The 13150-nt window shown below is 49.8% G+C and carries 14 protein-coding genes and 2 pseudogenes; 8 read left to right on the top strand and 8 right to left on the bottom strand.

Annotated elements, in window-relative coordinates; genetic code table 11:
* Positions 1 to 108 precede the first annotated feature (108 nt).
* The 3 genes from skT53_RS17400 to skT53_RS17390 are packed head-to-tail and all read left to right on the top strand — an operon-like array spanning position 109 to position 1435.
* Positions 109 to 462, top strand: a complete 354-nt coding sequence (locus skT53_RS17400) for a DUF2512 family protein (RefSeq protein WP_200759032.1) — start codon at positions 109 to 111, stop codon at positions 460 to 462.
* 5 nt (positions 463 to 467) lie between these two features.
* The gene (locus skT53_RS17395; RefSeq protein WP_200759031.1) at positions 468 to 866 is read left to right on the top strand and encodes a DUF1540 domain-containing protein; all 399 of its coding nucleotides are present in this window, start codon (positions 468 to 470) and stop codon (positions 864 to 866) included.
* A 41-nt stretch (positions 867 to 907) separates the two neighbouring features.
* A complete protein-coding gene (locus skT53_RS17390) occupies positions 908 to 1435 on the top strand; it encodes a YhcN/YlaJ family sporulation lipoprotein (RefSeq protein ID WP_200759030.1) in 528 nt (175 codons plus the stop codon).
* Here skT53_RS17390 and skT53_RS18940 read toward each other — a convergent pair.
* The 3 genes from skT53_RS18940 to skT53_RS17380 form a co-directional block, all read right to left on the bottom strand.
* A complete protein-coding gene (locus skT53_RS18940) occupies positions 1425 to 1877 on the bottom strand; it encodes an enoyl-CoA hydratase-related protein (RefSeq protein WP_264175982.1) in 453 nt (150 codons plus the stop codon). The genes skT53_RS17390 and skT53_RS18940 overlap by 11 nt on opposite strands.
* On the bottom strand, positions 1843 to 2145 hold the full coding sequence (locus skT53_RS18935) for an enoyl-CoA hydratase/isomerase family protein (protein WP_264175981.1): 303 nt from the start codon (positions 2143 to 2145) through the stop codon (positions 1843 to 1845). The genes skT53_RS18940 and skT53_RS18935 overlap by 35 nt, the downstream gene beginning before the upstream one ends.
* Before the next feature lie 538 nt (positions 2146 to 2683).
* Positions 2684 to 3121 carry a peptidylprolyl isomerase gene (locus skT53_RS17380; RefSeq protein WP_200759029.1) on the bottom strand — a complete coding sequence of 146 codons (438 nt, stop codon included), beginning with the start codon at positions 3119 to 3121 and terminating at the stop codon, positions 2684 to 2686.
* 126 nt (positions 3122 to 3247) lie between these two features.
* Between skT53_RS17380 and skT53_RS17375 the strand changes: the two genes are divergently transcribed.
* Positions 3248 to 3523: a hypothetical protein gene (locus skT53_RS17375; RefSeq protein ID WP_200759028.1), complete on the top strand. Its 276-nt coding sequence runs from the start codon at positions 3248 to 3250 to the stop codon at positions 3521 to 3523.
* Between the two features lie 313 nt (positions 3524 to 3836).
* Here skT53_RS17375 and skT53_RS17370 read toward each other — a convergent pair whose 3' ends face one another.
* The 3 genes from skT53_RS17370 to skT53_RS17360 form a co-directional block, all read right to left on the bottom strand.
* Complete coding sequence (locus skT53_RS17370) at positions 3837 to 4709, bottom strand: hypothetical protein (RefSeq protein ID WP_200759027.1); 873 nt, start codon at positions 4707 to 4709, stop codon at positions 3837 to 3839.
* 125 nt (positions 4710 to 4834) lie between these two features.
* Positions 4835 to 6238, bottom strand: a complete 1404-nt coding sequence (locus tag skT53_RS17365) for a class II fumarate hydratase (protein WP_404828905.1) — start codon at positions 6236 to 6238, stop codon at positions 4835 to 4837.
* A gap of 16 nt (positions 6239 to 6254) precedes the next feature.
* Positions 6255 to 6791, bottom strand: a complete 537-nt coding sequence (locus skT53_RS17360; protein WP_200759026.1) for a D-glycero-alpha-D-manno-heptose-1,7-bisphosphate 7-phosphatase — start codon at positions 6789 to 6791, stop codon at positions 6255 to 6257.
* Positions 6792 to 7014: 223 nt separating this feature from the next.
* On the opposite strand from skT53_RS17360, the pseudogene skT53_RS17355 reads away from it, so the two are divergent.
* A pseudogene (locus tag skT53_RS17355) lies at positions 7015 to 7457 on the top strand (Rrf2 family transcriptional regulator).
* A 176-nt stretch (positions 7458 to 7633) separates the two neighbouring features.
* Entirely contained in the window at positions 7634 to 8326 is a 693-nt protein-coding gene (locus skT53_RS17350; RefSeq protein WP_404828904.1) for an NmrA family NAD(P)-binding protein, read from the top strand.
* A 109-nt stretch (positions 8327 to 8435) separates the two neighbouring features.
* Here the strand turns inward: skT53_RS17350 and skT53_RS17345 are convergent, their stop codons facing one another.
* Complete coding sequence (locus skT53_RS17345; RefSeq protein WP_200759025.1) at positions 8436 to 9527, bottom strand: site-2 protease family protein; 1092 nt, start codon at positions 9525 to 9527, stop codon at positions 8436 to 8438.
* Positions 9528 to 9602: 75 nt separating this feature from the next.
* Complete coding sequence (gene map, locus skT53_RS17340) at positions 9603 to 10889, bottom strand: type I methionyl aminopeptidase (RefSeq protein ID WP_200759024.1); 1287 nt, start codon at positions 10887 to 10889, stop codon at positions 9603 to 9605.
* Between the two features lie 153 nt (positions 10890 to 11042).
* On the opposite strand from map, the pseudogene def reads away from it, so the two are divergent.
* Positions 11043 to 11477 (top strand): annotated as a pseudogene (gene def, locus skT53_RS18685) (peptide deformylase); the annotation flags it as partial.
* A gap of 345 nt (positions 11478 to 11822) precedes the next feature.
* On the top strand, positions 11823 to 13121 hold the full coding sequence (locus tag skT53_RS17330; protein ID WP_200759022.1) for a phytoene desaturase family protein: 1299 nt from the start codon (positions 11823 to 11825) through the stop codon (positions 13119 to 13121).
* The last annotated feature ends 29 nt before the right edge of the window (positions 13122 to 13150 follow it).

Below are 13150 nucleotides of genomic sequence, written 5' to 3'. Positions count from 1 at the left end.
TGCCAACCATTTCCCCATAAATTGCCATAGACAAGCATACATGAACGATTTTCGTCAATCGCAAACTACAGGTATCAAATGAGAATTGAGGTGTGGGAAATGGGGAACATGGGGAAACTGTTAGTTAAGTTGATTACCTTTTTTCTTGTTATATATGTGGTGGCCGCTTTGTTGCCTGCCGTCCGGATCACGTTTTCGTATGCGCTCGTGACGACTTTGCTGATTGCAGGTTTAGATTGGATCGCCGACCGATTGCTGCTGCCTCATCTTCGAAATGTTGTCGCATCCGCGACAGATGGGCTGTCCGCCTTCCTTATTCTGTGGATTGCCGATTTATTTGCGCCAAACTCGGCTGTGACGTTTACCTATCTGCTGTTAGTGGGCGTGATCATTGCCGGATTTGAGTTTATGTTTCACCGTTCGCTTTTCAAAATTGAAAATTATGATCGGAAAGGGGCGTAACCGGAATGGAAAAAGGCGATGCTTACCCGCGCGTAAAGTGTGTGGTGGATACGTGTACGCACTATATAACGGGGGATTATTGTTCGGCGGGAAACATTGACATTTTATTTGAGGAAGAAGGCCGTATGGCCCAAACGATTGAGCAAACCATGTGTAAAACTTATGCACATGCTTCCTCGGTAGCTAACATGATCGGCTCGATGGACAACGTCAATTGGAGCGGAACCATGAGTCACCTGTTTACGGGCGATCAGGTTCGTCCAACGATCACCTGTGTCGTCAGCTCCTGTGAATATTGGGCAGACGGGAATCTCTGTGTAGCGGAAGCGATTGAAGTAACGGGCCGTCACGCGAACGAATGTCAGGACACAAACTGTCAGACCTATCGGAAAAAGCAATCGTAAGATTGTGATTCGCTTTTGACTAGATAGAAAGGGGACATTGGATGATGAAGCCGGTGACTCTCATTCTTTCGGCAGTTGTTTTGCTGTCGACTGCCGCCTGCACTCCGGCAGCCAACCAAAGCAGAACCAACAATCCGCAAGGTTTTAGTATCCTAAACGCGCAAAATACGGGACAGACCTATATTTCACGACCTGATCTGGCGGAACAGGTCATGCGCAAAGTGCCCGGCATTTCGTCCGCTGTCGTTGTGGTTCGCCAGCGAACCGCTTATGTGGCCGTCAATGAAGCTGTTCAAAACCAATACGGCATGGCCGGTCGGGCGGCCAATTACCAAACCGCCCGTGACAACAACGGCACCCCATCTACATTATCGGCGGCCACACAGCAGCGGATTGAAGATGTGGTTCGCAATGCGGACCGCTCGATCGGAAACGTCTATTCCTCCAACAATCCCGCTTTGATAAGCCGGTTTAACCGTTATCAAAGCACCGGTCCCAAACCGATAGAAACGGTCAATGATTTGAGCGAGATCATTCAACGTGTGTTTCCAGCCGCCATCAGAAAGTAAGTGAAATGAAGCAAGTTCCTCTCGTTGGAACTTGCTTTTCAAACGATTCCAGTATGATTTGCGCAATTTCCGGCGATTCTTCCGTTGCTCCGTTAAGAATTTCCGCAATAATCCGTTTTGTGCCTTTCACGGCCAATTGTGCACGGGATGCGATCAATTCTGCATACTCGTATGTTTTCCCGACAACTTCTTCGTTCTTGTAGACACGATCGATCAGGCCGATCTGATAAGCTTCTGTCGCATCCAGCAGACGTCCTGAATAGAGAATGTCTTTCGCTTTGGCGGGGCCTACCAAGTCGACAAGGTTTTTCGTTCCCGATAAATTATATATTAATCCCAATTTCGCCGGTGTAATGCCAAATAGGCCGTTTTCCGAGGAAAACCGCATATCGCAGGCAAGCGCAATTTCACAGCCGCCCCCTACACAGGACCGTTGGACCATGACAATGGTCGGTTTGGTATAATCGAGCGCCTTCCACCGTAGACCGGACGGTTGTAAACTCGGAGATATCCGCTCCTGCAGCAAACGCGGTCTCGTCGATTCCACGGAAAATAACCACTTTTACTTCCGAATCATGCTTCAAATCCTCCATTATTTTTGGAATGGCCGTCCACATTTCCATGTTCAGCGCGTTCCGCTTCTCTGCCCGATTGAAAAAGACAGTCGCAATGGCTCCTTTTTTTTCTGCAAAAATCAATGGTTTGCCCATCCGGTTCCTCTCCTTTTCATGAGTTCATAGAATTCCTTGCTTACCGACTGTTCGATCTGCGTCTCCGAATAACCAATTGAAGGAAGCACTTCTGTCAAAATGCTGACCCAGCAGAGGTGCAGGTGACCTGATGGAATAGTCTCGACCATGGCGGACCCGTTTGTAAACGATTCCCAATTTTCCGATAACTTAGGGTCGAAAATTCTCCTCACGAACATCTGCCGTCCGGAAACCGCTCGATCTTAATCACTTCTGCTGTGCTCTTCGGGTACATACATCTGCCACGTTTGACATGCAAAATATATACCAAACGGGCAACCGCGACAACTCGCTATTTGATCAGCTTGGACATGTTTCAAATTGAAACAAATTGAAACACCTCTCTGGAACATCCTGAAACAAAAAGTCAAAACGCAAGTCGCACAACTGACCGGATTTTGGGGAAGGCGACACGAATCGTGCATGAGTAAACGCACCAAACCAAAACTTAAATCGCCCCCCTATGCAAACGGAAGGGCGATTTTTTATATATTACATCCTACTTTTCATCCCACACTTTAACTTCTTCCATAATATCGCCTTGGTGAATCTGATCGACGTACTCCATTCCTTCCACCACTTGGCCAAATACGGTATGTACGCCATCCAGATGAGGCTGCGGTTCATATACGATAAAAAACTGGCTGCTGCCCGTATCTTTTCCGGCATGCGCCATCGACAAAGAGCCGCGAACATGCTTGTGTGGATTGCCTTCTGTTTCACATTTAATTGTATAGCCCGCGCCGCCATACCCTGTACCTTGCGGGCAACCGCCCTGCGCCACAAACCCTTGGATCACTCTGTGAAACTTCAAACCGTTGTAAAATCCGGAGTTCGCCAATTTTTCAAAGTTTGCCACCGTATTAGGTGCCGCTTCGGGAAAGAACTGAATGATCACTTCGCCGCCGTTTTGCAGCCGAATGCTTCCTTTTTTCAATGTAAAACCTCCGTTCAAATTGATTGGCTTAAATCACCTCTCTATTTTGTTGTTTTACCGTCCGGTTGTCAATCTGATGGCGTGTGGGTATGATATACCTAAATCTTGTGAAGGAAGAGGATCCGAATGGCAAGAGAGACCAGAGAAGCCCGTGAAATCACGACACCACCGCCTGATCTTCAGCAGGAAGTATCCGAAATTGCGGAATATTTGGAGCTGCAAGTAGGCCCGGTGGCCGATGCGCATAGAAAATTACTGTCTGATCTGGTACAGCGGTATGGTGCGGCAGCTGTCACCTTAACACTCGTTTCAGAACTCAGTCAACTCGATATGGTTACCGCTTTGCTGCAGCAAAGCAAGGAAACGTTAAAAAAACGGAAACGTACACCATCAACCCTCTGAAATCTGAGCAAACGCCCTTTTCCCGAAAATAGGGCTTCCGTCCTGTACAGAAAACAGCCCATCCGCATTTTATATACTATCTTCGACTAGAAGAAACCGAACAATCTAAAGGAGGGCTTTTGATGTACGGAATATTTGGCGGCTACACACGTTGGGCGGTTGTATTCCTGATTATCTTTGTATTGTTCTTCTTGCTGGTTCCCGGTTATACTGCTGCTGCCGCTCCCGTTTGCTAAGTAAAAAAAGCCGACTGTGTTGTTTCGTGAAAAGCGAAACCGAAAACCTCCTGCCGGGGTGACAGGAGGTTTTTTGCTTACCACCAGAATGGTCCACCAAACGGGAATGGCCGATAGGGACCCCAAAACGGAGGAAATCCGAAGCCAAATGCCGGGTAGAACGGCCTAGGCCCAAAAAATGGCGCAAACCTGCTCTCTTCCGAAACGCTTGATTCCGAGATTTCGAAGTTTTCCATTTGCTCGGATTCGCTTGCTCGATAAGGAAATCCGTAGTGACCTCCTAAATGGGGATGATACCCATAGCCATAATGCCAATGATGATATGGATATCCACCATACGGATGATATCCACCATACGGATGATATCCGCCATACGGGTATCCGCCATACGGATGGTACCCACTATATGGATATCCGCCATATGGGTACCCGCCATACGGATGATATCCGAATGGTCTTTGCATCCACTGGCGACTTGCCTCTTCCTGTTCGTCACCCGTTTCGCCGTTCTGTTCATAACGATACGGGAAGCCGGGGAAATGGCTCCAAGGCACTTGATACACTTGCGGGTAACCACCCCCTGGCGCCATATGGAAAGGTGGTGCATAGGGAACCTGTTGCCAATAACCTCCTGGTTCACCGTCGTGTTCAATCGTTTCACCATCACTCGGCATAGTGCCGTATCCCGGTGTGCCACCCCCCGTCGGTACAGTGCCATAACCTGGTGTACCACCGACACCCGGCATAGTGCCGTAACCTGGTACACCACCGACGCCCGGCACCGTACCGTAACCTGGTACACCACCGACGCCCGGCACCGTACCGTAACCTGGTACACCACCGACGCCCGGCACCGTACCGTAACGTGCCACACCTTCCTGACCTACCCAACTGTTTTCATCGACTGCCTGAAATCCGTTATCCGTCAGATTCCGATTTTCTTCTGTCATAAGGCATACTCCCCTCCATGGTCCATCGCCTATTCACGGCATACTCCAGATTATGCGGCAATCAAAAAAAGGGCGCTTGCCCTCAAAAAAATGGGCAAACACCCGTATGCCTTTTGATCTTCCAGTTAATGACCTGTCATTTCCCGCAGGTCAAGATATTTATCCAGGTCCTGTTCGCTGATTCCCGTCTCGCGGGCTGCCTCGCGCACCGTTTTGTTTTCGCGGAACGACTGTTTGGCCAATTCGGCCGCTTTGTCATAACCGATCAGCGGATTTAGCGCGGTTGCCACTGATGTGCTCATTTCTGCGTAATACCGGCACCGTTCTTCATTTGCTTCCATGCCGACAATGCAGCGATCCGTAAACGCCCGGACCCCGGTTGCCAGAATATTGATTTCATGCAGCAAATTGTAAGCGATCACCGGCATCATTACGTTCAGTTCCAATTGGGAAGCAGATCCGGCTGACGATACGGTCATGTCGCAGCCCAGTACCTGATAGCAGATCATGTTCATCATTTCGGCCAAAACCGGATTTACCTTGCCTGGCATAATGGAAGATCCCGGCTGCACCGCAGGCAGTTGAATTTCGGCAAATCCGGTGCGCGGACCAGATGCCAGCAGGCGAATGTCATTGGCGATTTTCATTAATGTAACGGCGAGCGCCCGGAGCTGCCCGCTGATTTCCACCGCCGCATCCGGATTTTGAACAAATGTGAAGAAATTACGCGGTTTTTGGAACGGCAATCCTGTAAACTTGGCGATTTCCGCTATGGCTCGTTCCGAATATTCCGGATGGGCGTTAATGCCTGTGCCGACCGCGTTTCCGCCAAGCCCGATCAAAAGCAACCGACGGCTGACCTGCTCAATCATTTCCCGGCGCATTTGAACAGCCGTCGCATATCCCGAAAATTCCTGTCCAAGCCGCATCGGAACCGCATCCTGCAAATGTGTGCGACCCGATTTTATGATAGGATCCCACTGTTTTGCCTTCTCGTTAAGTTCATCTTCCAAGTGACGGAGACTCGGCAGCAGATCATGCGTAATGGCCTCCATCGCGGAAATGTTGATCGCCACATGGATCGTATCATTGGTTGACTGTGCCATGTTGACATGATCGTTCGGGTGTACGAGCGACGTGTCGCCCCGCTCGCCTCCCAACAGTTCGCAAGCACGGTTGGCGATCACTTCGTTTGCATTCATGTTCTGTGACGTACCGGCACCCGCCTGATACACATCGACCACAAATTGGTCGTTCCACTTTCCATGTATCACTTCTTCAGCCGCTTGAATAATCGCATTCGCCTTTTCGCGGTCAAGTTCTCCCACATCGCGATTGGCTATCGCCGCAGCCCGTTTGATAATGCCTTGGGCCCGAATAAAACGGGGCGGCAGATACAATCCGGAAATCGGGAAATTTTGCCGTGCCCGTTCTGTCTGCGCCCCGTAGTAAGCACTGGCGGGAACCTTTACTTCTCCCAGCGAATCTTTCGAAATGCGTACTTTTGTATCCATAGTGGTCATGACCATCGCAATTCCCTCCAACTTAAATCAATTGCCGTTCCGGAAAAACGGCTCCCTGCAAGATCAGTTCGACTGCATGCGGCAGATCAGGCGCAGTTGCATCTGCATTTCCATGCTTTGGCCCGATAAAAACCGTCCGGGTGCCGGCCCGCCGCCCCGCTTCCATGTCAAAATCCCTGTCCCCCACTATCACACTCTGCGTCAAATCGATCCCGTTTTGTTTTGCCAAATTCAAAATCATTCCCGCTTCCGGTTTACGACAACGGCAACCGGCCTGCGGTTTGTGCGCACAGTAGCGAATATCTTCGATCACCGCACCGTCTTTCGCCAGCTCATGGACCATTTTTTCGTGAACCTGCCGCAAATCCTCTTCCGTCATATACCCCAGCCCGACGCCGCCCTGGTTCGTCACCACATACACATGGAAACCCGCATCATTCAGCCGTTTCACAGCTTTTCCGACACCTGGCAGCAAAACGAAATCATCCGGATTGTTAACCGGTCGTCTGGCGTCATTGATCACGCCATCCCGGTCAAGAAATACCGCCCGCTCCCCCATCCGCGAATCCCCCCTGTTTCCTTTACCTGCTAGTGTGTGCCGACGGTGATGAGATATACTTTACATATTGGACTGCTGTTGTCGGGCAAAGCGGGGTGATCAACGGAGTGTCCCATTCGGAGGCTAATATCATGAACGAGGCAGTGGGCCGGTTTGAAAACAATAGAAGTTAACGGAACAGTCTCGCTGTAACTATGATGATTACATCAAGAGGGTGACGTACATGAAGAAAATCAGCCGTCGCTTTTCCATTGCAGTCCACATCATGTCACTTATAGCGACGAGTAAAGATACACCCTGTACATCGGAATGGATTGCGGAAAGTGTAAACACCAATCCAGTGATTATACGAAAAATCATTGGTAAGCTGAAAAAAGCCGGTTTGGTGAACGTCCGCCCTGGATATGGGGGGCATACCTCCAACAGGGATTGGAAGAAATCACTCTGCTTGACATTTATCAGGCTGTAGAGGTCGTCGAGAAAGAGGACCTTTCAACTTCCATGATCATCCCAATCCGGATTGTCCAGTGAGGGGCTCATATTGAGTCGGTTTTTCGAACCATTCTGCTCCAGGCGCAGTTCGCAATGAAACAAATATTTGCTCAGGTTACGCTAAAACAGTTTGTAACTGAACTGAGTGAGAAAATTGGCTCGTCTAGGAGCTAATTTTTTCAGGCTTGGTGTAATCGGTTCGGTTACACAAATGTTTGTCTATCGGTTGCACCGATCTGGTTACACTAAAATCCTCTTTGTAATTTAACTGATGAAGGAAATGGAGTTGTTATGTCAATCGTTATCACAGGTGCCACAGGTGGGCTGGGCGGTCTTGTTGTTCAACATCGTTGGAGAAAGCTTTTTCCGGAGCATCCAAGCTTCTTCTCATCTCTGGTCCAAGTTATGACAATACCTTGCGTATTCGTCAGCATGCGTCTGCTGTAGAGGCAGCGAAAAAAGCAGGGGTTGGGCATATACTCTACACGGGGTTTGCCTTTGCGGAAAAGTCATCGATGAGTCTCGCCCATGTCCACCTCGCCACGGAACATGCGATTCGTACGACGGGCATTCCGTTTACGTTTTTACGAAATGCCCTTTATACCCATCTGTTTGTCGATCCAGGGCTCAAAGCTGCTGTCGAGCGTGGTGAACTGGTTACCAGTGCGGGAAACGGCAAACTCAATACCGCAACTCGAAACGACTTAGCCTTAGCGGCTGCAACTGTCCTTGCGGAAGAGGGTCATGAGAACAAAACATATGAACTGACTTCCCCACAGTCGTGGACTTTTGATCAACTCGCCCAAATCCTGTCCGAGGTATCTGGCAAGAAAGTAACGCATCGCCATGCTACAGAATCCGATTTTAAGGAATATTTGTTAAAATCCGGATTACCGGAAGACACCGCAAACTTCCTGGTTTTTGGTATGTATCGTCCGATTTCCCGTGGCAAGACGGCAAGTACTTCGGGAGACCTGCAAAAGCTGATAGGCGATTCACTCACTTCATTGCGCGAGAGCGTGAAAGAGGCTCTAAAGAGCTAAAAAATGTCAACGAGTCATGTCGTTCCAGACTAAAACGGAGCCGTTTCTGCGGCTCCGTTTTTCACGTCTCACCACGTCTTTTGGGAACTAAGAAACTCCTGCGTCCTTTTTATCCAACTGGCGGGGCGGCTGTAACAGCCACTGCCGTAAAACGCATCAACCAGCCAAGCAGTCCGGCCAGACCGAAATATGCGATTCCATATCCGATGCGGGTTACCGGTGTAACCTTGTAATAGGCGTCCTCCCGTATCAGGGCGGAGCGGTATTCCGGATACGGCGCATACTGCACCCGCAATCGCATGACCCCTTGCGTTTCCAGCCAGGTGGTCTTGGCCAGTTCCACTTTCTGGATGAGTCCCACCGGGAATTCGAACTCGCCAATCGGACCGACGCCTGGATAGCTTACCGCGCAGATTTCCTGCTGCCCTTCCAATCGGCAAAACTGAACAAAGGGCAGTTCCCGCCGATGGGATTCCTGCGGCAGCAGACCGGTTTCTTCAAACAGGCTTCGATCCACCTTTATCACTGAGCTGGTTTCCGCCTGACCGAGCTTCGGCTTTTTGCGAAAATACGCACTGTACAATTCCCAGGCGAACAGCGCCCATATAAACAAGAAGACGATTGCCTTCAAATACAGGATGATTACAAGTCCCACGATCAGTCCTACCCACCACAGCCAGCGAGAAATGGCGGTCACAATTCGTCCCCCATCGAGCGGATGGATCGGCAGCAGATTGATCAGGTTCAGGAAAAATCCGACTTGTGCAATCGCAAACAACGGTTTATAACCGGTCGCCATACCTGACAGAAGGGCAACCAGAGCACCTGCACTTCCCAAAATCGGCCCCGCAATCGCGATATAGGCTTCCGTTTTCGCATCACTCGGCATTTTTTTCATCGTCACCAACGCCCCCAGAAAGGGAATAAAGGCAGGCGCGGAAACAGGCAGCCCCTTCTGCCTGGCGGCAATCAGATGACCCATTTCATGAATCAGCAACATGAGTACCAACCCGATAGCGAATGTCCAAGGATAAATCAGCGCATACAGACCGATTGTCAGCATCATGCTCCAGATCATTCCGCCGATTTTGCCCAGCTTCAGCAGGGGGATCAGGAATTTCAACTTACCGCCGAAACTGGCCAGCAACAATCCGATCCCGCCGATCGTTCCCCATTTATTGCCGCGTTTTCTTTTGCTCATTCGTATCACATCCCTGAACTGGATATATGTATTGTACCAAATCAGGGGCGCCGGATGGCAGCCAAAACCGCTTTCTTACGAAATCGTTTCTTCATAACAGACCGGTTTTCGCATTCCGGTCGTATTGAAGTAAGGGGCGGAAATCGGCTGAAAACCCAATTTATCATAGAGCCGGTACGCTTTTCGATTGTTGTTTTGCACCCACAATTCAACGGCGGAAAGCGAACGGGTTCGGGCGATTTTCTCACACTCTGCTATGATTCGCGCAGCCAAGCCCTTACCCTGATAGTCACTGTCGATGATCATCGAACTTATATGGATGGCCTGATTCTGCTGCGTATAGATGTAAAATCCGGCCATCCGCCCCGCCTCGTCTTCAATCACCATGGTAATCGAATCGTCAGCGCACACCACTTCGTCTTCCTGTACCGGCCGTCCCCATGCCTCCAATAAAATGGGATTCATGTGTTTTTTCGCCAATTGGAGCAGACGCTCATGATCCGTATCCTTTTTCGGACGAACCCGAAAGGATTCGTTTGCAACCTGCCAGGTCATCAAACCGGACTCCTGGCCGAACCAAGGGTCACCGCCCAACACAGATTCCCTGCCTGTCCCTTGAATACGGGTCAAAATCTCCGCACCCGTTTCCGTTATCAGAATGGTATGTTCAAAATGGACGCTCAACGAATTGTCAACCGTGGCGGTCGTCCACCCATCTGGCAGCGTTTTGACATAAGGGGAACCGTTTGTGATGACCGGTTCGATGGTGAACACCATGCCCGGTCGCATTCTTGGCCCAAGCCCGGCCGGTCCAAATTGGGGAATTTGCGGATCTTCGTGCAGTTTTTGGCCAATTCCATGGCTGAACGCACTTTTTACGACAGTGAAACCACTGGCTTCCACCGTTTGTTGAATCGCATGGGAAATATCCGATAAATGCCGGTTTGGCTCTGCGCAGGAAACCGCCTGCTGAAACGCCTGTTTGCAGGCAGCCACAAGACTTGCGGCGTTCTGCCTGTCATGTCCGACGATGTAAGTGGAAGCGCTGTCGCTGTGATATCCTTTATACTCAACGCCAATATCGATTTTCACGAGGTCTCCGATTTCAATTTTCCGCTCAGAAGGGACTCCATGTCCGACCTGTTGATTGACGGAAATGCAGGCAGGGGCGGGAAATCCATACAGTTGATGGAACGAAGGGGCTCCGCCTTGTTCGACAATCACCCGTTTTATCGTTTCTGCCAATTCTTTCATAGAAATACCAGGTTCCAGAATTTCACTTGCTGCCTGATGGGCCATGGCGTTGATTCGTCCCGCTTCACGCAGGCAGTCGATCTCGGCTGCTGACCGAATTTTGATCATATATGCTCCCCCTGTGATTTCGCTTTCCTATTTTTATATGAAGCGGGGCCACGGAATGGGACGTAACGACCCGGAATTGGTGCATTCGCTGAGTACGATTTTCTGTTTCGAGGCATTTACTGTTATATAAATGTCCTGTAAGGGGGGATTTGGATGGCTATTTGTCCGATTGTAAAGGGAGACGTGCCCATTTTGCGGCAACCATGCAAACCAATCAGTGATTTTGATCAGTCTGTGAGGCAACTGCTCGACGATTTGACAGACACCATGTGCCATCATGCAGGAGTAGGCCTGGCGGCCCCGCAAATTGGTATCAGCCTGCAGGCAGCGGTGGTGGATATCGGTACGGGCCCTCTGGAATTGCTCAACCCGGTGATCAGGAAGGAAGAAGGGACCCAGAGCAGTGTCGAAAGCTGCCTCAGCTTTCCGGGTACAACCCTTAAACTGGAACGGCCGGAAAAAATCTGGGTATCAGCCAAAAACAGCTCGGGCGAAGACATCCGATTGGAGGCGTTCGGATTTCTTGCCCGTGTGATCTGTCATGAGATTGACCATCTGAACGGCGTGTTATTTTTTGATCGAATGACGGAAGAGCAGTTTTTCAGTCAATTGTTTGATCAGATCGGAACAGGCAATTTTTCCTCTTCCACCGAATCCGGCAACACACAACGATCGACCCGTTCGGAAATGGAAGACATCCGGTTAGCGGCTGACTTTTTTGCAGACTCTATCTGGAAACTGGAATTAGGGCTTGATTTGCTGCGAAACCACGCGGCAAACAGGCGGCAAGCGTGGGAGAGACTTCATAAAATAAGCAAGCAGTTGGCACAAGCGGTTCAAAAGTGGGAAAATGATTAAGAAAAGGGAAACTGCGAATCCTACGAAGTAGCATCCCGGTTGTATTTGCAATAGAAAGCAAGGAGAGGATCGCTCTTGAAACAAAAAGTTGCAGTAATTGGCGGCGGATTGGCCGGATTGAGCGCAGCCGCCCGACTTTCGCATTACGGTTTCGATGTAACGCTGCTGGAAAAAGCGCCAAAGCTTGGAGGCCGGGCCATTACCATTCCCGTCAAGGGATTTCACTTCAATTTTGGCGCCCATGCGATTTACGGACGGGATACATCCATTTTGCGAAAGTATGAACATGAATTGGGTCTGAAGGTAGACTGGGCCGATTTTTCACCTAAAAAAGCGCATTATGACCTGGGCACGTTCACCACACCGGTGCCCGCCACGCTGGAAGGGTTGATGCAGACCAAGGTGTTGGATGCGCAGAACAAGCTGCGCTTCGCTTACGATATATTCAAAACCATTTCGACAATGGAACGGGGCGAAGAAGGGATATTGATCGGTGATTATCTGAAAAAGGAGCCGCCGCAGGTACGCGACTTCTTACTGACGCTGGGTTCGTCCAACTTTTTTACGAACGAACCGGAAAAAATACCTTCCCCGCTGTTCTTCCGCTACTATCGAAGGTTGTTTTCGACACGCAAACCGGTCGCTTATATTCGCGGCGGCTGGCAGTCCATCATTGAAGGCCTGGAGTCGATATTGCTCCGGAATGGCGGAAAAATCGTCAGCAAAGAAAAAATCGAATCGGTTGTCGTCGAGAACGGCGCTGTTCGTTCCGTGATCGGCAAGGAAAATCAGTATGACGCCGATCATTTTGTATTCTGTGTACCGCCGAGCGTCCTGGTATCCCTGTTTGAATCGACGCCCTACAGAGAACTGCTTGCCGAATACAATCGGTACGAATCGAATCAGGTTGTGGTTTACGATATCGGATTGCAAAAACGGATTGAAAGCCCGTTTACATATATCTATCACAAAGGGGAAAGGATTTTTATAACCGACATTTCCTATTACGATCCGACTTGCATCCCGGAGGGCGGCCAATTGATGCAAGCAGTCGCTTACCTCAACAAAGAAGAAATAAACGCCAACAAGATGGACGAGAAACTGGAGCATATTGAATTTGTATACGACAAGCATTTTCCTGGTTGGCGGGATCTGTTGGCAGCCAAGCGAATCTCGAAAAAGGCGACAGTACAGGAAATTAAAACGATTGACGATCAACGTTTGATGCCCGTCAAGTTCTACAGCCTGCTGAATGCGTACTTTGCGGGCGACTGGTGTGAAGGAGAAGGGCAGCTTTCCGAACTGTCATTCAGTTCCGCCTATGAAGTCACGAAACGAATTATGGAACAAACTCCGAGTCCCGTTGTGGTCTAACTGTCTACGAAAAAACGCACCCTATATGT

Source organism: Effusibacillus dendaii (assembly GCF_015097055.1).
GTDB classification, from domain to species: domain Bacteria; phylum Bacillota; class Bacilli; order Tumebacillales; family Effusibacillaceae; genus Effusibacillus; species Effusibacillus dendaii.
The sequence above is the reverse complement of the archived record's forward strand: the minus strand, read 5'-3'. Positions and strand labels throughout refer to the sequence as shown.